Here is a 26,486-nt window from a genome sequence, read left to right as displayed (position 1 = left end):
CCGTTCAACCACGGAACCGATACTGTTCGAGCGATGACGCGTGCATCTCGATCGAGTAACCCGGATGACGTGGCGGCATATAGGCCGCCCCCTTGACGTCGCAAGGGTGAACAAAGTGTTCATGTAAGTGATCCACGTATTCGATCACCCGTCCTTCGTGGGTACCGGCAATGCACAGATAGTCGATCATCGACAGATGCTGCACGTATTCACACAGCCCCACACCTCCGGCATGCGGACACACCGGCAGATTGTATTTGGCCGCCATCAGCATCACCGCCAGCACTTCATTGACGCCCCCCAGGCGACAGGCGTCGATCTGCACTACGTCAATCGCTTCGCGCATGATGAACTGCTTGAACATAATGCGGTTTTGGCACATCTCGCCGGTGGCAACCTTGACCGGATGAACCCCTTCGCGAATGCGACGGTGCCCTTCGACATCATCCGGGCTGGTGGGCTCTTCGATAAACCAGGGCTTGGCGAATGCCAGATGTTTAACCCAAGGGATGGCGTCGTTGACTTCCCAGACCTGATTGGCGTCGATCATCAGTTGACGATCGGGGCCGATGACCTCGCGAGCAATGCGCACGCGGCGGATATCGTCTTCCAGATCGCGCCCCACCTTCAGCTTCAGGTAGGAGAAACCGGCATCGACCGCTTCCTGACACAGCCGACGCAGCTTGTCGTCCGGGTAGCCCAGCCACCCGGCGGAGGTGGTGTAACAGGGGTAGCCTTCCTCCAGCAGCCGTTCCAGACGCTGCTCTTTACCCTGCGCCCGCTGTTTGAGCAGCGTGAGCGCCTCCTGCGGCGTAATGCAGTCGGTGATGTAGCGAAAATCGATGCAGCGCACCAGTTCCTCTGGCGTCATCTCCGCCACCAGCCGCCACACCGGCTTCCCCTCGGCTTTGGCCCACAGATCCCAAACCGCGTTGATCACCGCGCCGGTCGCCAGGTGGATCGCCCCCTTGTCCGGCCCGATCCAACGCAGCTGGCTGTCGCTGGTAAAACGACGCCAAAAGGCCCCCATATCGGCGGCGATCTCTTCCAGAGTGACACCGACGATCTGGTGCTGCAGCGCGCGGATCGCCGCGCAGCAGATCTCATTGCCGCGGCCAATGGTAAAAGTCAGCCCGTGGCCGCTCAGATCGGCGCGATCGGTCTCCAGGATCACATAAGCGGCGGAGTAGTCGGGATCCGGATTCATCGCATCGGATCCGTCCAGCGCCAGTGAAGTCGGGAAGCGAATATCTTCCACCCGCAGTGCGGTAATCGTTGTCATGGCAATGCTCCCCATCAGGCCTGTACGGTTGTTTGACGCTGTTCACCCAATCCCTCGATACCCAGCCGCATCGTCTGTCCGGCTTTCAGGTAGAGAGGCGTGGGTTTCTGCCCCATGCCGACGCCCGGTGGCGTACCGGTCGAGATCACATCGCCCGGTTGCAGGCTCATAAAACGGCTCAGGTAACTGATAATTTGCGGAATGCGGAAGATCATGGTGCTGGTGTTGCCGTCCTGATAACGCTTGCCGTCCACCTCCAGCCACAGGTTCAGGCTATGGGGATCGGCAATTTCGTCGGCGGTCACCAGCCAGGGGCCGGTGGGGCCAAAGGTGTCGCAGCCTTTGCCTTTGTCCCAGGTACCGCCGCGTTCAATCTGGAATTCACGCTCCGAAACGTCGTTAATCACGCAGTAACCGGCGACGTGGCGCATCGCGTCCTGTTCGCTGATGTAGCGTCCGCCCTGGCCAATAATCACGCCCAGCTCCACTTCCCAGTCTGTTTTAAGCGAGTCACGCGGGATTTGTACCTCATCGTTCGGCCCGACCACCGCGCTGGTCCATTTGTTGAACACTACCGGCTCGGAGGGGATCGCCGCGCCGGTTTCCGCCGCATGGTCGGCATAATTGAGGCCAATGCAGATAAATTTGCCGATGTGGCCCACGCACGGCCCCAGTCGCGGTTGTCCTTCCACCCGCGGCAGTTGGTTGATGTCCAGTGCACGCAGTTTGTCCAAGGCCGCCGGCAGCAACGCATCTCCGCTCAGGTCAGCAATATGCTGCGACAGATCGCGGATCTGCCCGTGCGGATCCAATATTCCTGGGCGTTCCTGCCCCGGTGCGCCGTAACGTAAAAGTTTCATGGTGTCCTCACTCTAAAAATATTCCAAAGCGCCTGGCCTCAGTTGCTCCAGCCGCCATCGATAATCTGTACGGTCCCAGTGGTGTAGGAGCTGGCGTCGGAGGCCAGATACAGCGCCAATTGGGCGATCTCGCCGGTGGTGCCGATACGGCCAATCGGTTGACGAGCCACAAACGCCTGGTACACCTCTTCTTCGCTGCGTCCCTGTTCGCGCGCCTGCTCGGCGATGCGCTGCCGCAGCGAAGGCGACTCCACCGTGCCGGGGCAAATGGCGTTGCAACGGATGCCCTGAGTGACGTAATCCGCCGCCACCGAACGCGTCAGGCCGATTACCGCCGCCTTAGTGGCGCTGTAGGCAAAGCGGTTAGGCACTCCTTTCACGCTGGAAGCCACCGAGGACATATTGATAATCGACCCGTTTTTTCGCGCCAGCATGCCGGGCAGAAAGGCGCGGATCATGCGGTACATCGCGGTCACATTCAGATCCAGCGCAAATGCCCACTGATCCTCACTGCACTCCAGGATTGATCCGCTGTGTACCACGCCGGCGCAGTTGAACAGCACGTCGATCGGACCAAGGCTTTCCGCCGCTGCCGCAATCGCCGCGGCATCGGTGACGTTAAGCGTCATTGGCTCGATGCCGGGCAAACCCTGCAGTTGCTCGGTGTTGATGTCGGTGGCAATAACTTGCGCGCCTGCCTCAGCAAAAAGTTTGGCGGTACTGAAACCAATCCCCTGGCCGGCGGCGGTGATCAGCACGCGTTTTCCGGTTAAATTCATTTTCGCTCCCTTGGCTTAAAGGTCTAATGGTCAGGCCACTAAGGGCGATTAAAGGTCAGGCCTTTAACATGACAAAAGACGCTTTACGCGTTATGGTTTGGTGAGAATGTTATGAGATACACTTGGAACAGCTTTTTGATTAACCAATTTTTTACACTTGAATAACGATTACTCAAGCGGTTTGACTAATAACTGTGCGCTGAATCACTTAACACGGAAAAGGCCAAGGTAAAAAATGCCGATCACCCGACTGGAAAACCCTCGTATTTACAGACAGATAGCCGACCAATTGAAACGGCTTATCGATAACAATGAATTTCCTCCCGGCAGCCGCCTGCCCTCCGAACGCGATCTGGCCCAGCAGTTACAGGTTAGCCGGGCCTCCGTTCGAGAGGCGCTGATCGCGCTGGAAGTGATTGGCCTGGTGGATGTCAAAGTCGGCAACGGGGTGATCGTCCGGGCGCAAACGCCGGTGATGACATCGCAAGAGCCGGTGATGGCACAGGCCGGCCGGGATCAGTGGGCGGAAATCGATGATGAATTGAATATCGAGCTGGATTTTAACGCCGAGCTGCCGCCGTTCTCACTGCTGCAAACCCGCCTGTTGATCGAGCCCGAAACGGCGGCACTGGCGGCACGGCACGCCACCGAGCAGGAACTGGCGGGCATCCGTGAGGCCTACGAGCAAAACTGCCGTGATAACCGCGCGGGATCGGCCACCCATCCCGGCGATCGGCTGTTCCATATCCGCATCGCCCAGGCCAGCGGCAACCCAGCTTATGCCTTTATCATCGGCCACCTGCTCGGCCACCGCTACGGCAGCATGTTCCGCGTACTTCAGCGTCACTATACGCCGGATGACATGCCGCACCGTTCCGAGCAGGAACACCGGGAAATTCTGGCCGCTATCGAGGCGCGTGACGTGCGTGGCGCACGCAAAGCGATGAAAGCGCATCTGGACGAAGTGATCGCCATTTTCGCCCGCGCGCAGTAGGACGATTGGTCGGCATCAGGGCGGTGAGAAATTTTTTCTCAAACCGCCTTTTTTCCACATGCAGCCAAGGCTCAGGCACATTACACTGACAGCATATTGCATTGCACCCTATGGCTTTCAAGTTGCAGTTAGGCGACCTGCTCGCTCATCCCCAGCTTTTGTAGAGGCGCCGCATGCTGCGCCCGCATTAATCGGGGCGAATATATTCGCCCCCTACAGTAACTGGGATGAGTGACAAATCTGTCGGAAACGGATTTGAACGCTGCGGCTTGAAAGGCGACGGGTATAGGCCCTTTCACTGCTGCCTTTTAAAATGGATAACCATCGTTGAAGAACTCTTTCTCCGCTTCATTGCTGGCGCTGAGCCTGTGTGCCGCACCGCTGGCCGCGCAGGCCGCCGCCCCGCAGCTGGCTTCGCAAATCGTCGACCAATATGCCGAGCACATTTTCTACAACAGCGGTGCCACCGGCATGGCGCTGGTGGTGATCGACGGCAATCAGGTGGTTAACCGCAGTTTTGGCGACACCAAACCCGGTAACAACCTGCGTCCGCGCCCGGATTCCCTGATCCGCATCGCCTCAATCACCAAGCTGATGACCAGCGAAGTGATGGTAAAAATGGCGGCGGAAGGCCGGGTCAAACTCACCGATCCGCTGCGCAAATACGCCCCGTCCGGTGCCTACGTACCGGCTTATAACGCTCGCCAGCCGATCACCTTGCTGAACCTGGCCACCCACACCAGCGCACTGCCGCGTGAGCAACCGGGCAAGAAACCGCCTAAAACGCCGGTGTTCACCTGGCCGACCAAAGCGCAGCGCTGGCAGTGGCTGGAGCATGCCAACGTGACGGTACCGCCGGGCGTACGTGCCTCTTATTCCAACCTGGCGTATGACCTGCTGGCGGATGCGCTGTCACGAGCGGCGGGTAAACCTTACAGCGCCCTGCTGAAAGAAAAAATCACCGCGCCGCTCGGTATGGTCGACACCACCCTGACCCCCAGTGCCGAGCAGTGCTCACGGCTGATGGTTGCCTCAGCCGGCCCTAGCGCCTGCCGCGATACCACGGCCGCGGCCGGCAGCGGCGGCGTCTACTCCACCCCACGCGATATGCAGCGCTGGATGCAACAGTTCCTCACTTCCAACGTCTCCGGCCCACGCAAATCAACCGCGGCCAGCGAGCAGACCATGTACTTCCAGCGTAACGATCTGGTTTCGCTCAAAGGGATGGATGTGCCGGGTGAAGCCAGCGCCCTGGGATTGGGATGGGTGTATATGGCGCCGAACGGCGAACTGCCGGGGATTATTCAGAAAACCGGCGGTGGCGGTGGCTTTATCACCTATATGGCGATGATCCCGCAGAAAAACGTTGGGGTATTTGTGGTGGTAACCCGCTCGGAACTGAGTAAATTCACCAACATGAGCGATCCGGTTAACCGGCTGGTCGCCGAGTTGGCGACCAACAAAAGCTAATGCCGTAACGGGGCGCAGCCCATGCGCCCCGCCGTTTTCAGACTAACGCCGCCATCTTGTGCATCACCGGATGGAAGTTGCGTTTGAAGTAGATCAGGCCGTTACCGCCCGCACTCACCCGGATCTGGCGGATCTGCACCAGATAAACCTGATGGGTGCCAATGCTCTGGATCTGCTCGATCTCCCCTTCCAGACTGGCCAGCGTGTTACGCAGCACCGGCTGATTCAGTGCGCCGTTTTGCCACTCCTCCAGACGGAAACGATCCTCCATGCTGAGTTCGGTCATACCGGCGAAGTGGCGCGCCATCAGCTCCTGCTCATGGTTCAATACGTTAACGCACAGACGCTGATTCGCCTGGAAAACCGGGTTCATCGCGCTGTTGCGGTTAATGCAAACCAGCAGCGTCGGCGGCGTATCGGTCACCGAGCACACGGCGGTGGCGGTAATGCCGCAGCGCCCCGCAGGACCGTCGGTAGTGACGATATTCACCGCGGCGGACAGGCTGGCCATCGCGTCGCGAAACAGCAAACGGTGTTCATTTTCCTGAGACATACACCCCTCCTTCAGGATCACTTAAGCAAGTTATCCAGCTGATTAATGTCACCATTATTATGCAGATGCGGCACTTTCCAACCGTGCTGGTCGTAGTCGGACAGGCATTTGTCGACCATCTCCATCATCTGGTTCATGGCGCCGGATCCCTGTGCGTTGCGCAGACACTGCAGGCGGATCTCATCCTGGCTGCCGGCGTAGTTGATCTCATACAGCTCGTGGCGACCGCCGAATTCGCTGCCGATCGCATCCCACATCAGCTTGAGGATCTTGATGCGTTCAACGTGATCCATACCGTCGGATCCGCGCACGTAACGAGCCAGGTATTTATCGATCTCCGGGTTATTCATGTCGCGCACGCTGGACGGCAGATAAATCAAACCGCTGGTGACGTTCTTTTCGATAATGTGCTTCACCTTGGTATAGGCCATTGGTGCCATCACGCGGTAAGTTTGCATCGCGGTGGAATCCGGCAGATAAGCGCCGTTTTCCCATTTGGTGGCCTCGGCGCACATCGCATCGCTCAGTGACCAGAACATATTGCGCCAGGCCACCACTTCGCCAAGATCGGCCTGTACGCCACGGAACTCCAGCACGCCGGTACAGGACAGGCTTTTTTGCAGCAGCGCGGTGATAAAGTCCATCTTCACCGCCAGGCGCACACAGGCCTGCAGCGGGAACAGACGAGCGAAGCCCCCTTGCGTACTCCAGCGACGACAACGATCGAAATCGCGGTAGATCAGCACGTTTTCCCACGGGATCAGCACATGATCCATAATCAGGATCGCATCGTTCTCATCGAAACGGCTCGAAAGCGGATAATCGAACGGGGATCCCGTTGCGCCCGCCACCAGCTCATAAGAGGCGCGAGAAATCAGCTTCACCCCTTCGGCATCCATCGGCGCCACAAACATCAACGCGAAGTCCGAGTTATCCCCCATTACCTGGGCAGAACCAAAACCGATAAAGTTATAGTGGGTCAGCGCCGAGTTGGTCGCCACCACCTTGGCCCCGCTGACGATAATGCCCGCGTCGGTCTCTTTCTCCACCTGAATGTAAACGTCTTTCACTTCGTTGACCGGCTTGTGGCGGTCAATCGGTGGGTTAACAATAGCGTGGTTAAAGTACAGGCCGGTTTCCTGAATGCGTTTGTACCAGTGGCGCGCGTTATCGGCGAACTGACCATAAAACTCGGGATAAGCCCCCAGCGCACACCCGAAGGCTGCTTTGTAGTCCGGGGTGCGCCCCATCCAACCGTAACTCTGGCGCGACCAGTCGGCGATGGCATCACGCTGCTGGCGCATCTCTTCAGGGCTGCGGGCGTAGCGGAAGAATTTGTGAGTGTAACCGCCGTTGCCGGTATCGGTGTTCCAGCACAGGCGATCCTGGCTGACCGGATCGTGCAGCGCGTCGTACAGTTGACCGACCGAAGCCGCTGCATTACGGAATGCCGGGTGTGTGGTGACATCTTTCACTCGTTCGCCGTAGATATAAATCTCACGGCCGTCCTGCAAACTTTTCAGGTATTCGGCACCGGTGAACGGGCGTTTATTGTCGGCACGAAAGTCTTCAGGTTTCATTTAAGTCTTCCTCGTAATCGGCATAGTGCAGACCGTGGATTCGGTCGCTTGTTAAAATAATGTTTTCTTTTGGTTGCTTAATTGAAGCTTCCAGGGCCGGTTTCGAGAAGAGACTTTTGCGGCAAACGCCGGTACTTTTCAGGCGGGTTGGCCGCAATCGCCGCGAATTGTGATCCAGACGGTGTTCCGCCGTTATGAAAGGGGATGCTGCGCGGCGCGGTAGGTCGAGGGTGAACAGCCTTCCAGACGATTGAAGAAACGCGCGAAATAGGCCGGATCCTTAAAGCCCAGGCTGTAGGCGGTTTCATGCACCGTACAGGCGCTGAATAGCAGCATGCGCTTGGCTTCGCGCAGCAGGCGATCGAAGATCAAACGTTTGGGGGGCTGATTGGCAAACCGTCGGCACAAATCGTTGAGCCGCGATTCGGTGACGCCGAGCGCCTGAGCATAGTCCGGCACCGCCAGATGATCGCGAAAACGTTCGTCCACCATCTTGTTGAAACGCTGGAACAGTTTCAGTTCGCCACGCACGCCGCTGGTGGCAGTATCCTCCAGCGTGGTATTGCGCAACAGCAGGGTAAACACCGCCTGTGCCAACAGCACCAGCGTCTGTTCGCGGCCCACCAACCTCTGGCTGAACTCACGCCGGATCAGCGCCCAGTAATGGCTAAGCGCGGTCAATTCCTGCGGTGCATCCGCCAGTGAAAGGCAAATGCCCGGCATGTCCAACGCCAGATTGCTGCCAGGGTAGAGGCGCTCCAGCAAAGGCCAAATCAGCTCCTGGCGTACCGTCAGCACGTGGCCGTCGCTGTCCGGTTCGGTGAAAAATGCATGGGGCACCGAGGGCGGCGTCAGGATGAACAGCGGTGCCTGCACCGAATAGTGCTGGCTGTCCAGCTGCAGCTCAATCTTGCCGGTCTCCAGAAAATGCATCTGGAAAAACCGATCGTGCCAATGCACCTGCATATCGCGGCCAAAAAACGCCGCCAGTCCGGCGAAGGTTTCATAGTGCACTTCGTCGGTGGCGTAACGCGCATCGTACTCTTTACAGATATCGATATTGGCGATAAAACCGGTACTTTTCTGCACATCATCCTCCATCAGCGATGAGATCAGTGATAAGCCTTTTATTAGGCGTCATTGTCGCAGGCAGTTTGGCCATGGACAGCGCGCAGGAACCCGAGCGTACACGCAGTACGTAAGGGGTCCGAGCACTGCCCTAGGCCAAAATGGCAAGTAAAATAGCCTAATATCAGGCTTATGGCGTGGCCCGTGGACGCGAGCCCTGCATCGGGATCCGCCACACGATCACGGCACCGATGATCAACAACGCCGAAACGAAATACAGCCCAGAGTTAAAGCTGCCGGTCAGATCCTTAAACCAGCCGATCAATACCGGGCTGACCGCCGATCCGATATTGCCGGTGGCATTGATCACCGCGATCCCAATCGCCCTCGCCTCGAGGCTGATGGACTGATCCGGCGTAGTCCAGAAGATCGCCATCGCCGTGAACGACCCCACCGACGCCATCACGATCCCCAGCAGCTGGATCATGCTGTGATCGGTGGCCGACGCCAGCAGCCAACCGGCAGCGGCAAACAGGTACGGCAGCGCGGTATGGTGTTTGCGCTCTTGCAGCCGATCCGATCTCTTACTCCACCACACCATGCCGGCGATGGTACAGACTTGCGGGATCGCCGCCAGAATACCGATCACAATGTTGCTACTGCTCTGATTGAAGCTCTGCAGGATCTGCGGCGTCCAGATATTGATGGCGCTCAGGGTGTTGGTCAGACAGAAATAAGCCAGGGTATACATCAGCACAATCGGGGTGAAAATTTCCCGCCACAGGCTGCGCTGTTGCAATGCCCGATGGCTGCCCGGCCCATTGGGCTGCACCAGTTGCAGTTTGTCCGCCTCCATCATCGCCTTCAGACTGGCCTTTTCCTCGTCGGTCAGCCATTTGGCCTTGGCAGGAGTATCGTCGAGGTAGAACCACACCACCACGCCCAACAGCACCGAAGGAATGCCCTCCAACAGGAACAGCCATTGCCACCCTTTGAGGTTCATCAGCCCGTCCAGCGCCAGAATATAGCCGGACACCAACGAGCCAATCGCCATGGTTACCGGCATGGCGATCATAAACAGCGCGTTGGCGCGAGCGCGGTAAAAAGCCGGGAACCAATAGGTGAGATACACCAGAATCCCCGGCAGAAAACCGGCCTCGGTAATACCTACGATCATCCGCAATAGGTACAGGCTGGTCGGCCCGGTGGCGAACAGCGTGCAGGTCGAGGCGATGCCCCACAGCACCATGATGGTGGCGATCCAGCGTCGCGCGCCGACGATCCCCAGCATGATATTGCTCGGAATGCCGAAGATCACATAGGTGACGTAGAACAAGGTTGCCGCCAGGCCGAACATGGTCGAGCTCAGGCCGAGATCCTTGCCCATCGTCAGCCCGGCGAAACCGATGTTGATGCGGTCGAGGAAAGAGAAAACAAACAGCACAAACAGGAAAATAATCAGTCGCCGAAATAACTTTTTAATCACCGATTGCTCGGCGGCGGTTAACGCTTTATGTTGCTGCGCCGGGTTGACCGGCGGCAGCGAATCGACGTTGCTCATGGTGTCTCCAATAAGATGGCGGCCTGCAACCTAATAAACGCTCGGGGACTGTACGGGCGGCAGCTCTTGTTTAAAGCGGCTGGCCAAAGATTCCGCCGCTCGCGACAGCAGGGTGGTATCCACCCCTACTGCGACAAACAGCGCGCCGGACGCCAGATAGTGCTGCGCCAGTTCCGGGTTGGCCGTCAGAATGCCTGCTGCCTTACCGGCGGCGCTGATGCGCGCTATAGCGTCGTCGATAGTACGCTGCACTTCCGGCTGCTGTGGATTGCCGGAAAACCCCATGTCGGCACTGAGATCCGCCGGGCCGATAAATACCCCGTCGACCCCCTCCACCTGCAGGATGGCATCCAGGTTTTTCACCGCCTCACGGGTTTCGATTTGCACCAGTACGCACATCTGCGCGTCGGCCTGTTGCAGGTAATTCGGCACCCTGTTCCAGCGGGAAGCACGAGCCAGCGCACTGCCAACGCCGCGTATGCCATGCGGCGGATAACGGGTGGCTCGCACCGCGTCACGCGCCTGTTCTGCGTTCTGGATCATCGGGATCAGCAGCGTCTGCGCACCAACGTCCAACAGTTGCTTGATCATCACCGGATCATTCCATGCCGGACGCACCACTGGATGACTCGGATAAGGCGCGATGGCCTGCAGCTGGCCCAATACCGTTTGTACGTTGTTAGGCGCGTGTTCGCCGTCGATCAGCAGCCAGTCGAAACCGGCCCCGGCCAGCATTTCTGCGCTGTAGCTGCTGCACAGCCCCAGCCACAGGCCAATCTGCGGGCGTTTTTCCTGCAACGCCTGCTTGAAAGGGTTGGTTAACATGGTGTTCTCCATTGGTTTTTCCACTCTCCCACAGGGAAAGGGCCGATCAGACAAACCGACAGCTGATGCAGCCCATCGGGCCATAATCCGCATGGAAGGTGTCGCCACGTCGGGCGGCAACCGGTCGGGTGAAGGAACCGCCGAGGATCACCTGCCCGGCTTCCAGCTCTACGTCGTACGGGAAGAGTTTGTTGGCCAGCCAAGCCACGCCGTTGGCCGGATGGTTCAGCACCGCTGCCGCCACGCCAGACTCTTCAATCACGCCGTTGCGGTACAGCAACGCGCTGATCCAACGCAGATCCAACGCGTCCGGTTTGATCGGCCGCCCGCCCATCACCACCCCGGCGTTGGCGGCATTGTCGGAAATGGTGTCGAACACCTTGCGCGGGCGCTGAGTTTCGGGATCCACGTTATGGCTGCGCGCATCGATGATCTCCAGGGCCGGAATGATGTAATCGGTGGCGTTATAAACGTCGAACAGCGTGCAGTTTGGCCCGCGCAGCGGCTTGGCGAGCACGAAGGCCAGCTCGACCTCGACGCGCGGCACGATAAAACGGTCGATGGGAATATCGCTGCCATCGTTGAAAAACATGTCGTCCAGCAGCGCGCCGTAATCCGGCTCGGAGATCTGGGAGCTGACCTGCATGGCGCGCGACGTCAGGCCGATTTTATGGCCCTTGAGTTTGCGCCCTTCGGCGATCTTCAGCTCTACCCACTGGCGCTGAATGGCGTAAGCGTCTTCAATGGTGATCTCGGGATGATCCAGCGACAGCGCGCGGATCTGCTCGCGGTTTTGCTCCGCCTGATGCAAGCGCTGCACGGCACGACTAACCAGCTCTTTATTCAACATTGACGGCCCCTTAGCCTTGGCGAAATAGCGCGTGGACATTGTTTTGCTTGTAGTTCAGCACCGGATCCAGCTCTTCCATCGTGAAGGACAGCGCCAGATAGCGCCTGGCCATCAGCGCGGCAAAATGTTCTTTGATCAGCGCAAACAGCATCTCGCCCACCTGTTCACGACTTTCCAGGCTGCGGCCGTGACCAATCTTCAATGTCATATGCACGAAGGCGTAATCGTGCTTACCGTCAGCCATCTGCCAGGTATCCAGCCAGATAGCGCGGCTGCGCACTCCGGCCAGCGGAAAAATACCGGTGTCCGCCAGTGCCTGATTGACCTTGGCGAACAACGCGGGGAGCTCGGCTTCTTCGCGGATGTTATTGGTGCATTCAGCATAAAAATGCGGCATAGCAATCTCCGGGAGACGAATTTGCGCGAACGCCTGTCCGCGCGTTGGGGGCTACAGGGTGTTGCCGAGCTTAAAGCCTTTCTCTGTATCGCCTTGACGGGTATAGGAAAAACCATCCGCGCCAATGGTGACGGCCATTTCGCTTGGCGCGTTGCGTTCGATAACCGGCTGCGGCTGGCCATCGAGATCGAGCACCAGTGACCCCTCGGTGTACCAGCTTGGCACTACCGGGTTGCCCCACCAGTCTCGGCGCTGGTTATCGTGCACATCCCAGCTCACGGTCGGGTTGTCAGGATCGCCGGTGTAGTAATCCTGGGTATAGATTTCTACGCGATGGCCATCGGGATCGCGCAGATAGAGATAGAAGGCGTTAGAGACGCCGTGGCGGCCTGGACCACGTTCGATCAAATCGGATTTACGGAGCGCGCCGAGCTTGTCGCAGATGGCCAGAATGTTGTGCTTTTCATGGGTGGCGAAGGCAATATGGTGCATACGCGGACCGGCGCCGCCGGTCATCGCGGTGTCGTGCACCGTGGCTTTGCGGCGCATCCAGGCGGCGTAAACCACGCCATTTTCATCCCGGATATCTTCCGTCACGCGGAACCCCAGGCCCTGGATGTATTCCACCGCACGCGGAACATCGGGCGTGATCTGGTTAAAGTGGTCGAGACGTACCAGCGCCCCTGGCGTGTAGAGATCGTAACGCCAGGCCAGACGCTCGACATGCTGCACGTCGTAGAAGAATTCGTACGGGAAGCCGAGCGGATCCTCTACCCGCACCGAATCGCCAATGCCTTTGGCGAAGCCATTCACCCGACGCTCGGTACGGCAACCCAGCACTTTGAAATAGGCTTCAGCCCGATCGACGTCTTCCGGCGTACGCACCCGGAAGGCAAAGGCCGCAACCGCAGCCACCGGCCCTTCACGCAGCACCAGATTATGGTGGATAAACTCCTCCATCGACCGTAGATAGAGGGTTTTCTCGTCCTCGGCGGTCACAACCAGACCCAGGATATCGACGTAGAATTCGCGCGCGGCTTTAAGGTTGGTGACCTGAATTTCCATATAGGCGCAGCGCACAACATCGGGAGCAGGGACAGCATCGGTGGTAAGTTTGGTCGTCATTGTTCTCATCTCCTTCTTTTTTATTATGGTTTGAGGCTTAAACGCCCCAGCGCGGGATCGGGTGGTCACCCATGGAAATGCACACGTTCTTCATCTCGGCGAACACTTCAAAGCTGTATTCCCCGCCCTCGCGGCCGGTGCCGGAAGATTTCACGCCGCCAAACGGCTGGCGCAGATCGCGTACGTTTTGGGTATTGACGAAAACCATCCCCGCTTCGATATTGCGGGCCAGACGCAGCACCTTGCTCACATCCTGCGTCCAGATGTACGACGCCAGGCCGTACTCCACGTCGTTGGCCATGCGCAGGCCGTCTTCTTCCGATTTGAACGGCAGCAGGCAGGCCACCGGCCCGAAAATCTCCTCCTGCGCGATGCGCATCCGATTGTCGACATCCGCCAGCACCGTTGGGCGCAGGAAGTTGCCGTGGCTGAGGCCAGCCGGTTTGTCCGGGCCACCGGCCAACAGGGTGGCGCCTTCTTCCAGCCCGAGGCGGATATAGCCGGACACTTTTTCCCAGTGCTGCTGGCTGATCAACGCCCCAACCTGCGTGTTGGGATCCTGCGGATCGCCTACGCGCAGGCGGTTGGCGCGTTCGGCAAAACGTTTGACGAATTCTGGGTAAATGCTCTCTTGAATAAAGATGCGTGAACCGGCGGTGCAGCGTTCACCGTTGATCGAGAAAATGGTGAACAGCGCGGCGTCCAGCGCACGTTCGATGTCGGCATCTTCGAAAATCAGTACCGGCGATTTCCCGCCCAGCTCCATGGAAAACTTCTTCAAGCCCGCGCTTTCAATGATCCGGCGTCCGGTGGCGGTGCCGCCGGTAAAGGACACCGCACGCACGTCCTTATGACGCACCAGCGCATCCCCGGCGGTGGCGCCGTAACCCTGCACCACGTTGAGTACCCCGGCCGGAATGCCGGCTTCCAGCGCCAGTTCACCCAGGCGATCGGCGGTCAGCGGCGACAGCTCGGACATTTTCAGCACCGCGGTATTGCCCAGCGCCAGGCAAGGCGCGGTCTTCCAGGTTGCGGTCATGAAAGGCACGTTCCACGGTGACACCAGCGCACACACCCCCACCGGCTGGATCAGCGTGTAGTTGAGCATCTTGTCGTCCACCGGATAGGTACGGCCGTTCATCTGCTGGCAGATCTCGGCAAAGAACTCGAAGTTGTGAGAAGCACGCGGGATCAGCACGTTTTTGGTTTGGTGGATCGGCAGGCCGGTGTCGGCGGTTTCCATCTCGGCAATCTGCGGCACGTTCTCGTCAATCAGCTCGCCCAGACGACGCATCAGGCGAGCACGCTCTTTCATTGGCGTATTGGCCCATTTCGGGAACGCAGCCTTGGCGGCAGCCACCGCCTGATCGATCTCCAACTGCCCGCCGGAAGCGACCTCTGCCAGCACCTCGCCGTTGGCCGGGTTGGTGGTAGTGAAATACTCTTTGCTGGCTACGTTTTTACCGTTAATCCAATGGTTGATGGTTTTCATCGCAGGCTTTCCTCGTAATCTTTTTCACTGATGATGTGGTTAACCAGACGGCCGATGCCCTCAATCTCCACCACCACTTCATCGCCCGGCTGCACGTCGGCCAGCCCTTTCGGCGTGCCGGTGGCGATCATGTCGCCCGGCTGCAGCGTCATAAATTCACTCAGGTAACTGATCAGGTAGGGGATATCGAAAATCATGTCGGCGGTGCTGCCGCGCTGACGCAGCTCGCCGTTGACGTAGGTGCTGAGTGCCAGACGGTGCGGATCGGCGATATCGTCACGATCGACGATGTACGGCCCAATCGGCGTCAGGGTATCGCGGCTTTTCACCCGCAGATTCGGGCGGTAATAGTTTTCCAGATAGTCGCGAATGGCGTAGTCGTTGCACAGCGTGTAGCCCGCCACGTATGCCATGGCATCTTCGCGGCTGACGTTACGCGCCGTCTTGCCGATCACCGCCACCAGCTCGGCTTCGTAGTGCATATAGTCGACGTTGGCCGGGCGTACCGAAACCTGCCGATGGCCGGTCAGGGTGTTCGGCGCCTTGAGGAACACCAGCGGCTCTTCCGGGGCCTTGAATTCCAGCTCGCTGGCGTGATCGGCATAGTTCAGCCCCAGGGCAAACACCGTGCCCTGCGCCGGTGGCAACCACTCGACGTCCTGCTCTGGCAACACCGTGCCGTCCGGCAACGTCACGCGCAGTTGCTCGTCGACGCTGACATTAACAATTTGGCCATGATGGCGAATACGGGCGTGTCTCATGCGGTTTCTCCTGCCTGCACTACGCGGTTGGTCAGGGTCGGCAAACCGGCGGCACGCACCCTCACTTCATCTCCAGGTTTGATCTCCACCCGCTGGTGCGGCGTGCCGATCAGCACTGCGTCGCCCGGCTGCAGGGTAATAAAATCGCTGATGGCGGCGATCAGTTCCGGCACCGAACGCACCAAATCGGCCGTCGACCAGCGATCCTGCTCTACCCCGTTGATTTCGGTGATGATCTCCACCGCATCGGTGGTCACCAATGAACCGATCTCCCCCAACGGGCAAAAACCGTCGCGGCATTTCGCTTTGATCGCCGGGCGGTAGAAGCTGCTTTCCGGCAGGCTGATGTCGTTGGCCAGCGCATAACCGGCCAGATAGTCGGCGACCCGTTCGGCCGGCACCTTACGGGCGGTGTTGCCAATCACTACCGCCAGCGTGGCGCCGCTTTGCACTTGCTCACCGGCAGGAAACGGGATCGCCCCGCCGTTGGCGAGGTGGGTATTGCGCGGTTTGATAAACCACACCGGGGTCTTCGGCGGGGTTTTATACGGCGGCTGATGAAACGCCTGATCCCAGGCGTCTATCTGGCTGCGGTGATTCAACGCGACGGAAAATACGGTGCCTTTCATGCAAACTCCTTTCAATGACACAACAGGGCAATTCGGCATTCATTAATATGTTAATGAATACTTTTATACGCTGTTCAGCTTTTACGCAACGCCGGTGGATTGATTTGTGATCGTGATAACAAAATATTCACAACCCATGAACATTGGCGTGATTATTCAACGAATTAATCATTTTTAGGTGATTTTTACCGCTGCGGATGCGTTTTCGCTTTATCCATCTGGGTAAACTTGGCTACTATTAAGTTATTAATAAAATCAGGATTTACCGATAGGGGTATTGCAGTGTCCGCACGGCCACCTGCTGAGCCACAACGGTAAATGCCTGAATGACGAACACCTTTATAGCCAAGGCCAAATCTATGCATGAGTCCTTAACCATTGCCCTGCTGCAAGCGCGTGAAACCGCCATGGGCTTTTTTCGCCCGATCCTGAAAAGCCATAACCTGACCGAACAGCAATGGCGCATCATTCGCGTTTTGGCCAACAGCCGTTCGATCGAATTCCACGAATTGGCAGCAGAAACCTGCATCCTGCGCCCCAGCCTGACCGGCATTTTGTCGCGCATGGAACGCGATAAGCTGATTTTCCGCCTGAAACCGGTTAACGATCAGCGCAAGCTGTACGTGTCTCTCACCCAGCAGGGTCAGGAGCTGTATGAAGTGGCGCGCCACCAGGTAGAACAGGGGTACGCTGAAATCGAAGCCGCATTTTCACAGCAGAAAATGGACCAGTTGATGACCTTACTGGACGAGCTGATCACCCTGGGGGATAAACTACCCGCCAACGTGACCGCTCATCCCACAAAGAAATGATCCTTCCGATTATCATCCTCTGATTAATTGGCGTTGCAGCCAGGCTGCAACGTCAAGAAAGAACAGGATGAGCCTCGGGGAGTAACGCGCCGCCGTCCACCACCAGCGTTTGGCCGGTCATATAGGCGGCCGCCGGTGAGGCGAGAAACACCATCGCCGCCGCGATGTCTTCCGGCTCCCCCAATCGCCCTAGCGGCACTGCGGCCGCAATCGCCTGATTGACCGCCGCGCCCCCCAGATTGGCCATCGCCGGCGTGCGGATCATTCCCGGCTCCACACCGTTGACCCTGACGCCAGCCGCCGCCAGTTCCAGCGCCGCCGCGCGAATAAACCCGTTTACTCCGGCCTTTGAAGCGGCGTAGTGCGCCAACCCCGGATAGGCGACCCGTGGCCCGGTCACCGACGACGTCACCAAAATGCAGCCCCCGCCCTGACGCTGCATCCAGGGTAAAGCCGCCTGCGCCAGAAAGAACGGCGCCATCAGATTAACGCTCAGCGTGCGTTGCAATAACACAGCGTCAATCTCGGTAAAGGGCGTCAGCGGGAAGTAAGCCGCGTTATGGATCACCACATCCAGCCGCTGATGCTGCTGCCCCACCGTTGCAACCAGTTCGGCAATCTGCCCCGGATCGGCCAGATCGCAGGCCATCGCCTGGACCTGCCCGCCCTGCTGTTGCAGCGTCTCGGCGGCGTCCTGCGCTTTTTGCAGCTGCAGATCCGCCATCACCACCGTCGCGCCCAACTGAGCAAAGGCACTGACGATCGCCAGCCCGATGCCCTGCGCACCGCCCGTCACCAGCACCACCTGCCCCTTGAACGCATCAGCCGCATAGGTTGCATTCATCGGCCTATCCCCGTGGATGGTGGGTGGTGTTCAGCACCTGCGCATGGGCGCCTACCGCAAAATTGCTCAGCGCGCTGAAATCACTGCCCTGATAGCCGAGGATCTTGCCGTCGGTACGCATGCCTTGCAGATCGATCATGACCACGCCCAGCGTCGGCACAATCTTCTCTCGCCAGACAAACAGGTACAGCTGTTCGGCCACCTTCACGTAGTGGCAGCGATCGACATCCGCCAGCCCTTTCTCCACGCCGTCCAGGCACTGCCAGGCGTAGAAATTGTCGTTCAGATAAATGTGTTCGTAACGCTCGGTCGGGCTGTAGGTATACATGTTACGCATGCCAATCAGCTCGTCGGTGAACTGTGGCGGCGCAACATCGGCGTTATCCAGCGTGCCAAAGTGGAATTCAACGTTGACCGCCGTCAACGGCAGCCCTTGCTCAACCCGGCTGAAGGCGTCCAGACGGGCTTGTTCCTCATCCGGCAACTGGCCATACACCGCCGTGAAATTACCCTGGTTGCGATCGCACACCAGCGTGATGCTGGCGTTCTCCTGTGCGGGATCGAGAAAATCGATAAACAGAATGCCGGGGCGGATGCTGGTGGCGCGATAAGCGATGCCCCTGTACTCCCCCCAACTCAGCGTCTGCTCATCAACAAAGTGACAACTCAGCATTTCACCGTCGGCAAAACGTAATGTCAGCGTGTTACCGCTCAACCCATGCTGCTGTTCCAGCGTATTGCCGTGCGGCGCAAAGCCTTCCGCCAGTGCGCCAACCTGAATAAATACCGCTTCTGTACTCATTTGATGCTCCTTAAAGGGAAGTAAAAGCCAATGTCGGTACGTCGACAATGGTGGAGCCGCCGTCGGCCACCAGCGCCGCACCGGTAATGATCGACGCGTCCTCCGAACAGAGAAAACGGCAGATAGCGGCGATCTCTTCGGCGCTGGCCGGGCGACGCAGCGGCACGTCGCGGCATACCCGTTGGTAAGCCTGCTCCAGCGTAAGGTGGTACTCAGCCATCAGCGGCTGCATCTCTTCATCCGCCATCGGCGTAGTGACCCAACCGGGACACACCGCGTTGGCACGCACGCCCAGCGGGCCGTAGTCACGAGCGATGGAGCGCATCAGCCCAATCAGCGCATGTTTGGCGGTCACGTAGCCACACACCTCCGGCCCGGCGGCCAGCGAAGCGATAGAGGCGACAAACAGCAGGTTGCCGCCGGTTTTCACCAGCTCCGGCAGGCAGGCGCGGGCGCTGGCAAAAGCACTGTTGAGGTTGCTGTCCAGCGCCTGACGCCAGTGGTCATCGTTCATTTCGGTAATGCGCCCCAGCCCCATCCCGCCGGCGCTGCCGATCAGGCAGTCGATGCGCCCGGTCTGTTGCAAAATGGCCGGCAACAGCTGGCTTTGCCAGCATTCACCGCTGGCCGCATCCCCCACCAATGCCTGCGCGCCAATGTCGTCCGCCAGCGCCATCAGAGGTTCACGGCGGCGGCCGATGATAAATACCCGATCGCCCCTGCTCGCCAGCAGCCTGGCGCACGCAGCCCCCACGCCGGTGCCGCCGCCGGTAATCACCACCACTCTACTCATCCAGCTTCTCCATCAATTGGCCGATCATCAGCAGGCTGCTCAGCAGCAAGCGCCGCTGCTCCGGTTCCAGCCGCAGATAGCGGCGACCGGCAGGCAAACGGCTGACCACTTCCGAAGCGGCGAAATGTTCGATCTCCAGCCGCCAATGACCGGCCGCGACCGTCAGTTGGATACGCCGAAAATCCAGCTGCTCCAGCGTTTCGGCAATCTGCGGATAGCGCCGCAGAGCGGCAATCATTCGCTGCGCTGCGGCATCATCCCGGGTCGCGCGATAAACCACGCCGCGTCGCCGCAACCAACCGCCGGCGTTAATGCGTAGCGTCAGCGGCTCCTTCTGCGAGCACGCCCCCTGCAAGCAGAAACGCTGACTAACGATATGCGCCATAAACAGCGCGCTAACCTGTTCGTTAATGTCGATAACCGGCCCCTGCGGCAAGGTCAGGCGCAGCAGGCAGGGCGAAAGGCGCTCGCAGGCATAGGGCTGCAGATTGTTCGCCAGCCGGCTGAGGGTGACGCCCGGCTGGTAGCCCACCGGGGAGCGCTGCCAGTAGCGATTAAGTGAGGGAAGTAAGCCGATCAAACTGCGCCTCCTCGCTTTCCGCTTTGGCAAAGGCCGTTTCCAGTACCTGTTCGACCGGCACCGGTTTAAACGGATTGACCTTTTGCACGCACAGGGTCCAGAACAGCGCATAGGCAGCAGTCAGGCCAATCATGATGCTGAACGGGATATAGACGGCACGCGGATCCATGCCCGGCGGGGTGATATAGATAATCGCCAGCACGATGCCCACGCTGGAGACAATTTGCGGCAGCGGGAACCAGGGAGATTTGTAAGCGCGTGGCAGATCCGGGCGGCGAATACGCAGGATCACCACCGAGCAGGTGACCAGCAGGTAGGCCACGCCCCAGGCGCACACCGCCGCCAGCACCAGCGGAATAATGCGGTCGAGATTGCCCTGAATGGCAAAGGCATGCACGCAGGGGATCAATACCGCGACCAGAATACCCACCACCGGGGTTTTAAAACGGGGGTGCAGATAGGCGAAGATACGTGGCAATGCCCCGTCCAGCGCCATGCCGTAGAGAATACGCGGCACCGCCGCCATCAGCGTGTTGATGGTCGCCGCCCCGGCCAGCAGCAGCCCGATACCCAACCAGTATTTGCCGAACTCGCCCATCACCTGACCGGCAAAAGCCGGGATCGCCATCGGCGTATCCAGCAGATGAACGCCGTTGGCGGCATCCACCACCACGTTTTCCACCTGATGGCTGAGCGCCGCGCCGTACAACGCCATGCACACCGCCACGCCACACAGCCCCAGCGACATCGCCCGTGGGATCACGCTGGCGGAGCGTTTGATCTCCGGTGCCATCGGCGTGACCAGCTCACACCCGACGAACATAAACATCGCCATGCCGATCAGGCTGAATACCGCAAAGGGATCGCTCAGGCTCAGCGTGCTGCCGAACCAGCCTTCCAGCGGTACCGCATGCGGCGAAAGCAGCCCGGTAATGCCAAATATTACCAGGGTGCTCCACATGGCGAAGGTCAGCACGATCTCCGCTTTACCGAAGGCCTCGATGCCGAAGGCGTTGAGTGCACCGAACACGATGACCAACCCCACCCCCACCATCCAGGAAGCATTGTGGGTTTCCATCAGGGTATTAAGGTGCTCAAAATTCACCAGCGCCATAATGCCGGAGAGAATGGTTTCGGCGGTCCCGGCAAAGATATGCACGATCAGGTAGGCCGACAGCGCGCCGGTAATGGCAAAAAAGCGTCCCATACCACAGGCGATATAGTCATACACCGATCCGGAGGTCGGCAAGATCGCCGCCGCTTCCGAGAAGGTGGTGAGCTGGGCCTGCATCATGATAAAGGCGATCAGCATCGCCAGCGCGAAGGTATCGCCGCCGATGCCGAAACCGCTGGTCACGGTGAGGATCACCGGGCTGGCCATAATCACCCCGACCGAGCTGGCCAGCGTGGTGGGGAATCCGACCTTGCCCCGCTCAAGATGGGCATGAAGCCGCGACGACAGGTTCATGGTTATGTCCTCTTATAGTTTTATCGTTTGGCCCTGATGGTGCTTTTGCAGGTGTTTCGTCGCCAGTGGCGGCAATATCACTATAGAGAGGAAAAGAAAATGCTGACTATCGTCCTTAAGGACGAGGCCAAACCATAGCTTTTTCGTCTTACCTTTGGTGCCCAATCAACCGTTATGGTTTTCGTTGGCCGGAAAAGGTTTTCACAGAGAGAACAAACGGGATTAAGGCTGTCTATCGTTCTTAAGAACGAGCCGTGGGGAGCGGCATCAGCGGCGAGACTGGCCGGTGATATCGCAGGGGGTCACCATGCCGAGGGGGAAATTGCTGTAAATTCAGCAGGAAGGCCACAGGTCATTCGTTAATATATTAATAAAATATCGACACTCGTGCGGCACTGTCGCTGCCGAGGCCTCTTCGTTGCCTTGTTATTTATGTGTTTTATTGCAATCAGGCTCACGTTGTTAATATGTATTTATTGTGTTGCACAATTGCTATCACTATGCTTGTATCGTTCACATATTGACCGAATATTCCAGACCGAACGATAAAGGGAGGAAATGAATCATGCACATTACATCGTCCGATGCCTTTATCAACAGCTGTTTGACCACCATTGCGCACCTGATCCCGGTGTCCGCAGGGGTGTTTTATTTGGTTAACCAGGACCTGCGGCCAGACCACTATATTTTGCACGGCATCTCCGATAAAACCCACCAGCAGTACTTGAACCATTTCCAGCAAATCGATCCGCTCAAGCCGGCCAACTTTCACCAGCAGGACATCAATATGGTCGGCATGAGCCCGGCGGCAATCGCCAATAACCGCCATTACTATCATGACTTTATGCTGCCCAATGATATGCGCGACATGACGGAGATCTTTATTCGGCAGCGTAAACGCATCGTTGCCGGGGTGTCCTTGATCCGCGATACGCCGTTTACCGAACTGGAACGCGGTCGCCTGCGGGCGGTGATGCCGCTGATCGAACTGGCGACCCGCGACCTTTTGCCCGACGGGGAAGCCCGCCTGCTGACCGCCAAAGAGCAGGAGATCGTCAATATGGTGCGTGAAGGCGCCAGTAATAAACGCATAGCGTTGAAGCTGGGTATTTCGCTTTCAACGGTAAAAACCCATATGCGCAATATTTTTGCCAAAACTGAAGTGGTCAACCGTACCGAATTGGTGGCCAGCAGCTTTATTGCCCACGGTTAATAAATAGAGCCATAACATCGGCTTATAGTGGAGAAAATAAGTTCGTTAATTATTCGCCATTCATGGCGCGGTTTCCGCCTGCCCAGAATACGGCAACGCGGTTATATCTGACTCAGGCTTAACCTGCGGGGATAATTATTATGTCCAGTGATTCCGTTTCTGTACCCGCTGCCGGGGCGGCTCTCCCCTGCCCGCCGCGGCTGCTGACCGCCATCATCATCTTTGCCGCCATTGCACCGGGCATCCTGATGACCGCTCCGGCGGTTGCCGCACAGCTGGCCAGCCAATGGTCGCTCACCCCCGCGCAAATCGGCCATCTGTTTTCCACCGAGCTGGGGGCCATGAGCCTCGCCACCCTGCCTGCCTGGTGGTGGATCAGCCGCGTTAACTGGCGCCGGGTGGCAACCCTGGCTGCGGGGGTGTTTATCGTCGGCAATTTGGCGTCGGCAATGGTCAGTGATTTTCACCTGTTACTGGGGCTGCGTTTCATCGCCTCTTTGGCGGGCGGCACACTGATGATCCTGTGTATCACCTGTGCCGGTGGCACCGCCAACCCCAGCCGTGTTTACGCCTTGTGGGTGCTGGGCCAGTTGGTGCTTGGCGCCGTTGGGCTGCTGGTGCTGCCCTTGCTGTTCGCCCATTTTGGCCTGATGGCGGTATACCTGACCCTGGCGGCCATCATGCTGTGCTGCCTGCCGCTGCTTTCCGCCTTTCCCAGCGGCTTTCACCCTGCGCAATCCACCGCCCATACCACGGCAACGCCATGGCTGCGTAAAGTCTTCGCCGTCCTGGCGGTGCTGACCTTTTATATCAGCCTGAGCGCAGTCTGGACCTTTATCGGCAGTATCGCCCACGCGGCCGGCCTTTCGCCGGTCAGCAGCGGCCAGGTGCTGGCGGCCGCTACGCTGTTTGGCATCGTCGGCGCCGGTGGTGCGGCGTTCATCAGCGCCAGGCGAGGCGGCAATGGGCTGATCTGGCTAAGTTACGGCTTGCTGCTCGCCGGCATTGCGCTGCTGTTCCACACGCCGCAGCTGCTGCGCTTTGCGCTGGCGGCGGTGCTGTTCAAGTTTACCTGGACCTTTGTGCTGCCGTTTATCCTGGCCCGCGTCGCCGGGCTGGATAACAACGGCAAGCTGATGAACAACATCAATCTGGTGATTGGCGGCGGCATGGCGATCGGCCCAACGCTGGCCGGTTATTGGATTGAGTCTTCAGGCGGTTTCGACAGGCTGCTGGTCGGGGCGCTGGGCAGTGCGCTGCTGTCGCTGCTGCTGATTTCGCTGGCTTCACCGCGCGTTCAACGCGCCATTTAACAGGAGTAATAAGGTGAAAAGAAAAACCGGTTTCTTGTTTGATGAACGCTGTTTCTGGCACAGCACCGGCCTACATGCCACCACGCTGCCGGTCGGCGGCTGGGTGCAACCGCCTTCAGGGGCGGGCCATGCCGAATCGCCGGAAACCAAACGGCGGATGAAAAACCTGATGGACGTGTCCGGCCTGTCGCGACAGATCCAGCTGCTAAGTGCCGACATGGCGACGGAAGAAGACCTGTTACGCATTCATCCGACCGACTATCTGCAACGTTTCAAACAGCTAAGTGATAACGGCGGCGGCATGCTGGGTGAGGAAGCACCTTTGGGGCCGGGCAGCTACGAGATAGCCAAACTGTCCGCCGGGCTGGCCTGCGCGGCGGTCGAAGCGGTGCTGCAGGGCCACCTGGATAACGCCTATGCGTTGTCGCGCCCACCGGGCCACCATTGCCTGCCGGATCAATCGATGGGGTTCTGCTTTCTGGCCAATATCCCGATCGCCATCGAGCGTGCCAGGGCCAAATACGGTTTGGGCAAAGTGGCGGTGCTCGATTGGGACGTGCATCACGGCAATGGTACGCAGCATATCTATTGGCAACGTGACGACGTACTGACGATGTCGCTGCATCAGGACGGCTGCTTCCCGGCGGGCTACTCCGGTGAACAGGACCGCGGTGCCGGGGCGGGAGAAGGCTTTAACATCAATGTTCCGCTGCTTGCGGGCGCCGGTGACGACGGCTATCTGTATGCCATGCGACAGATAGTGATCCCGGCACTCGAGCGATTCAAACCCGAGCTGATCATTGTCGCCTGCGGCTACGATGCCAATGCCCTCGACCCGCTGGCGCGCATGCAGTTGCACAGCGACAGTTTCCGCAGCATGACGGCCCTGGTACAGGACGCCGCCGACCGCCTGTGCGATGGAAAGCTGGTGATGGTGCATGAGGGCGGTTATGCCGAGTCCTACGTGCCCTTCTGCGGGCTGGCGGTGATGGAGCAGCTTAGCGGTATTCGCACCGAGGTCGAAGATCCGCTGTTGGCATTCATCCGCCAACAGCAGCCGCGAGACGCCTTCAATCTGTTCCAACGCCAGGCTATCGATGCGCTGGCACAGCACTTCATTCGCTAAATATCCTGGGGCACCGCACGCAGTGCCCCTACCCATTCTCCGCTTTGCCGCTACGCTGAATATGACCTTTCCGATGAGAAAATACGATGTCTGAACAGAAGATCAGCTTTATCAAAGGTGGGCATGGCGATATTGCCGTGCATGACTGGGGCCATGACCGACCGCGTTTTCTGGCGCTGCTGGTGCACGGTTACGGCGAGCATCTCGGCCGTTATCAGTACGTCGCTCGTACGCTGGAAGCGCAGGGTGCGCGGGTGTTCGGCCCCGATCATCTCGGCCATGGGCTTTCGCAGGGCGAACGCGTATTGATTGAAGATTATGACGCCGTGGTCGACGATGTTCGACGCGTAACGGAGCATTTTCAGCGGCTGCATCCTGGCGTCCCCCTGGTGGTTATCGGCCATTCCATGGGCGGGATGATTGCCACCCGCTACGTTCAACGTTATGGCGATGACGTGCGTGCGCTGGTGCTTTCCGGCCCCTTGATTGGCGAAAGAACCCTGATTTCGGATTTGCTTACTCTGCCAGAGATCCCGGACACGCCGCTCGATACTGCCACCCTGTCGCGTGATCCGTCGGTGGGGGAAGCCTATCAGGCCGACCCGCTGGTGTGGCACGGGCCGTTCAAACGCCCGACGCTGCGGGCGATGCAGCAGATCCTGGCAAAAATCAACGCCGGCCCGGGCTTCGGCACGCTGCCTACGCTGTGGATACATGGTGATGACGACAGGCTGGTGTTAATGGCGGAATCGCAAACCGCGATCGATCGGCTCAAGGGCAGCGATTTCGAAGCGATGGTCAATCCAGGCGGGCGACACGAGAGTTTTAACGAAACCAACAAGGATCAGATATTAAGGCGGATCACCGACTTTATCGAACGGGTGCTGGGATAGCTGAATACCCCTCTCCCGGCGGAGAGGGGCCAGAACACGATCAGCCTTCGACGATCGCCAGGTAATGTTTTACAAAACGATCCGAGGTGATCTCCCAGCGTACCGGGGTGCCTTTTTCGACAAACCACGAATCCCCGGCCTGATACTGCACGGATTTACCGGTCTTTTCGTCGGTCAGCGTCGCGCTACCCTCCCACACCGTGGCGTGTTCGGAGAACGGATACTCCATTACAAAGGTGCCGCGCGTGCAGCTGAAAATACCGCAGTTCAGGTTATCGGTCGGCTCACCGAAAAGGCTCGCCACCCCGACGTTTGGCTCACCGGCGATCACCGTGGCGCCCAGGTTGCTGACGCTGCCAATGTCCAACAGTTCAGGCAGCGGTTGCTTAAGCAGTAATGGTTTCATGTTTCTCTCC

The 26,486-nt window shown here is 58.7% G+C and carries 27 protein-coding genes; 7 read left to right on the top strand and 20 right to left on the bottom strand.

Annotation, left to right across the window (positions count from 1 at the left end):
* Positions 1-4 precede the first annotated feature (4 nt).
* The 3 genes from AAZT04_RS19455 to AAZT04_RS19445 are packed head-to-tail and all read right to left on the bottom strand — an operon-like array spanning position 5 to position 2,921.
* Positions 5-1,282, bottom strand: coding sequence for an L-fuconate dehydratase (locus tag AAZT04_RS19455; RefSeq protein ID WP_434681414.1), 1,278 nt, complete (start codon positions 1,280-1,282; stop codon positions 5-7).
* A 14-nt stretch (positions 1,283-1,296) separates the two neighbouring features.
* Positions 1,297-2,142 carry a fumarylacetoacetate hydrolase family protein gene (locus AAZT04_RS19450; RefSeq protein WP_041414170.1) on the bottom strand — a complete coding sequence of 282 codons (846 nt, stop codon included), beginning with the start codon at positions 2,140-2,142 and terminating at the stop codon, positions 1,297-1,299.
* 38 nt (positions 2,143-2,180) lie between these two features.
* Complete coding sequence (locus tag AAZT04_RS19445; protein ID WP_020825095.1) at positions 2,181-2,921, bottom strand: SDR family oxidoreductase; 741 nt, start codon at positions 2,919-2,921, stop codon at positions 2,181-2,183.
* 235 nt (positions 2,922-3,156) lie between these two features.
* Between AAZT04_RS19445 and AAZT04_RS19440 the strand changes: the two genes are divergently transcribed.
* Positions 3,157-3,915, top strand: a complete 759-nt coding sequence (locus AAZT04_RS19440) for a FadR/GntR family transcriptional regulator (RefSeq protein WP_129983287.1) — start codon at positions 3,157-3,159, stop codon at positions 3,913-3,915.
* 327 nt (positions 3,916-4,242) lie between these two features.
* On the top strand, positions 4,243-5,385 hold the full coding sequence (gene ampH, locus AAZT04_RS19435; protein WP_020825093.1) for a D-alanyl-D-alanine-carboxypeptidase/endopeptidase AmpH: 1,143 nt from the start codon (positions 4,243-4,245) through the stop codon (positions 5,383-5,385).
* 37 nt (positions 5,386-5,422) lie between these two features.
* Here ampH and hpaC read toward each other — a convergent pair whose 3' ends face one another.
* The 11 genes from hpaC to AAZT04_RS19380 form a co-directional block, all read right to left on the bottom strand.
* Positions 5,423-5,938 (bottom strand): 4-hydroxyphenylacetate 3-monooxygenase, reductase component, encoded by a 516-nt coding sequence (gene hpaC / locus AAZT04_RS19430; RefSeq protein WP_020825092.1) that lies wholly within the window; start codon positions 5,936-5,938, stop codon positions 5,423-5,425.
* Between the two features lie 17 nt (positions 5,939-5,955).
* A complete protein-coding gene (gene hpaB / locus AAZT04_RS19425) occupies positions 5,956-7,518 on the bottom strand; it encodes a 4-hydroxyphenylacetate 3-monooxygenase, oxygenase component (protein WP_129983286.1) in 1,563 nt (520 codons plus the stop codon).
* A gap of 192 nt (positions 7,519-7,710) precedes the next feature.
* A complete protein-coding gene (gene hpaA, locus AAZT04_RS19420; protein ID WP_020825090.1) occupies positions 7,711-8,619 on the bottom strand; it encodes a 4-hydroxyphenylacetate catabolism regulatory protein HpaA in 909 nt (302 codons plus the stop codon).
* 157 nt (positions 8,620-8,776) lie between these two features.
* Complete coding sequence (gene hpaX / locus AAZT04_RS19415; RefSeq protein WP_020825089.1) at positions 8,777-10,147, bottom strand: 4-hydroxyphenylacetate permease; 1,371 nt, start codon at positions 10,145-10,147, stop codon at positions 8,777-8,779.
* 30 nt (positions 10,148-10,177) lie between these two features.
* The gene (gene hpaI, locus AAZT04_RS19410) at positions 10,178-10,972 is read right to left on the bottom strand and encodes a 4-hydroxy-2-oxoheptanedioate aldolase (protein ID WP_306217710.1); all 795 of its coding nucleotides are present in this window, start codon (positions 10,970-10,972) and stop codon (positions 10,178-10,180) included.
* A gap of 46 nt (positions 10,973-11,018) precedes the next feature.
* Positions 11,019-11,822 (bottom strand): 2-oxo-hept-4-ene-1,7-dioate hydratase, encoded by an 804-nt coding sequence (gene hpaH / locus AAZT04_RS19405; RefSeq protein ID WP_020825087.1) that lies wholly within the window; start codon positions 11,820-11,822, stop codon positions 11,019-11,021.
* A 10-nt stretch (positions 11,823-11,832) separates the two neighbouring features.
* Entirely contained in the window at positions 11,833-12,219 is a 387-nt protein-coding gene (locus tag AAZT04_RS19400; RefSeq protein ID WP_020825086.1) for a 5-carboxymethyl-2-hydroxymuconate Delta-isomerase, read from the bottom strand.
* A gap of 51 nt (positions 12,220-12,270) precedes the next feature.
* Complete coding sequence (hpaD, locus tag AAZT04_RS19395; protein ID WP_434681408.1) at positions 12,271-13,344, bottom strand: 3,4-dihydroxyphenylacetate 2,3-dioxygenase; 1,074 nt, start codon at positions 13,342-13,344, stop codon at positions 12,271-12,273.
* A 37-nt stretch (positions 13,345-13,381) separates the two neighbouring features.
* On the bottom strand, positions 13,382-14,836 hold the full coding sequence (gene hpaE / locus AAZT04_RS19390; RefSeq protein ID WP_020825084.1) for a 5-carboxymethyl-2-hydroxymuconate semialdehyde dehydrogenase: 1,455 nt from the start codon (positions 14,834-14,836) through the stop codon (positions 13,382-13,384).
* The gene (locus tag AAZT04_RS19385; protein ID WP_020825083.1) at positions 14,833-15,597 is read right to left on the bottom strand and encodes a fumarylacetoacetate hydrolase family protein; all 765 of its coding nucleotides are present in this window, start codon (positions 15,595-15,597) and stop codon (positions 14,833-14,835) included. The genes hpaE and AAZT04_RS19385 overlap by 4 nt, the downstream gene beginning before the upstream one ends.
* The gene (locus tag AAZT04_RS19380) at positions 15,594-16,226 is read right to left on the bottom strand and encodes a fumarylacetoacetate hydrolase family protein (protein WP_046374572.1); all 633 of its coding nucleotides are present in this window, start codon (positions 16,224-16,226) and stop codon (positions 15,594-15,596) included. Before AAZT04_RS19380 ends, AAZT04_RS19385 begins: the two co-directional genes overlap by 4 nt.
* A 359-nt stretch (positions 16,227-16,585) precedes the next feature.
* Between AAZT04_RS19380 and hpaR the strand changes: the two genes are divergently transcribed.
* Positions 16,586-17,038, top strand: coding sequence for a homoprotocatechuate degradation operon regulator HpaR (hpaR, locus tag AAZT04_RS19375; protein ID WP_041415197.1), 453 nt, complete (start codon positions 16,586-16,588; stop codon positions 17,036-17,038).
* A 52-nt stretch (positions 17,039-17,090) separates the two neighbouring features.
* On the opposite strand, the gene AAZT04_RS19370 is transcribed toward hpaR, so the two are convergent.
* Genes AAZT04_RS19370 through AAZT04_RS19350 form a run of 5 tightly spaced genes read right to left on the bottom strand, consistent with a single transcriptional unit; the run spans position 17,091 to position 21,525 of the window.
* Complete coding sequence (locus AAZT04_RS19370) at positions 17,091-17,882, bottom strand: SDR family oxidoreductase (protein ID WP_020825080.1); 792 nt, start codon at positions 17,880-17,882, stop codon at positions 17,091-17,093.
* A 4-nt stretch (positions 17,883-17,886) separates the two neighbouring features.
* Positions 17,887-18,684, bottom strand: a complete 798-nt coding sequence (locus tag AAZT04_RS19365; protein WP_129983283.1) for a molybdenum cofactor biosynthesis F family protein — start codon at positions 18,682-18,684, stop codon at positions 17,887-17,889.
* Between the two features lie 10 nt (positions 18,685-18,694).
* The gene (locus tag AAZT04_RS19360) at positions 18,695-19,477 is read right to left on the bottom strand and encodes an SDR family NAD(P)-dependent oxidoreductase (protein ID WP_115060195.1); all 783 of its coding nucleotides are present in this window, start codon (positions 19,475-19,477) and stop codon (positions 18,695-18,697) included.
* Complete coding sequence (locus tag AAZT04_RS19355; RefSeq protein ID WP_115060197.1) at positions 19,470-20,057, bottom strand: DUF3156 family protein; 588 nt, start codon at positions 20,055-20,057, stop codon at positions 19,470-19,472. Before AAZT04_RS19355 ends, AAZT04_RS19360 begins: the two co-directional genes overlap by 8 nt.
* Complete coding sequence (locus tag AAZT04_RS19350; RefSeq protein ID WP_044554068.1) at positions 20,032-21,525, bottom strand: APC family permease; 1,494 nt, start codon at positions 21,523-21,525, stop codon at positions 20,032-20,034. The genes AAZT04_RS19355 and AAZT04_RS19350 overlap by 26 nt, the downstream gene beginning before the upstream one ends.
* A 565-nt stretch (positions 21,526-22,090) precedes the next feature.
* Here AAZT04_RS19350 and AAZT04_RS19345 point away from each other — a divergent pair.
* From AAZT04_RS19345 to AAZT04_RS19330, 4 genes are all read left to right on the top strand, one after another.
* Complete coding sequence (locus AAZT04_RS19345) at positions 22,091-22,738, top strand: helix-turn-helix transcriptional regulator (RefSeq protein ID WP_020825075.1); 648 nt, start codon at positions 22,091-22,093, stop codon at positions 22,736-22,738.
* A 140-nt stretch (positions 22,739-22,878) separates the two neighbouring features.
* Positions 22,879-24,051 (top strand): MFS transporter, encoded by a 1,173-nt coding sequence (locus tag AAZT04_RS19340; RefSeq protein WP_129983282.1) that lies wholly within the window; start codon positions 22,879-22,881, stop codon positions 24,049-24,051.
* A 13-nt stretch (positions 24,052-24,064) separates the two neighbouring features.
* A complete protein-coding gene (locus AAZT04_RS19335) occupies positions 24,065-25,177 on the top strand; it encodes a class II histone deacetylase (RefSeq protein WP_434681402.1) in 1,113 nt (370 codons plus the stop codon).
* A gap of 86 nt (positions 25,178-25,263) precedes the next feature.
* Positions 25,264-26,070: an alpha/beta hydrolase gene (locus AAZT04_RS19330; RefSeq protein WP_115060203.1), complete on the top strand. Its 807-nt coding sequence runs from the start codon at positions 25,264-25,266 to the stop codon at positions 26,068-26,070.
* A gap of 40 nt (positions 26,071-26,110) precedes the next feature.
* Here the strand turns inward: AAZT04_RS19330 and AAZT04_RS19325 are convergent, their stop codons facing one another.
* Positions 26,111-26,476, bottom strand: a complete 366-nt coding sequence (locus AAZT04_RS19325) for a cupin domain-containing protein (protein ID WP_046374581.1) — start codon at positions 26,474-26,476, stop codon at positions 26,111-26,113.
* Positions 26,477-26,486: the final 10 nt, after the last annotated feature.

Origin of the sequence: Serratia sp. Je.1.23.a (assembly GCF_051129805.1) — a bacterium.
In the GTDB taxonomy this organism is placed as follows: domain Bacteria; phylum Pseudomonadota; class Gammaproteobacteria; order Enterobacterales; family Enterobacteriaceae; genus Serratia; species Serratia liquefaciens.
This window is presented reverse-complemented; position numbering and strand designations above follow the sequence as displayed.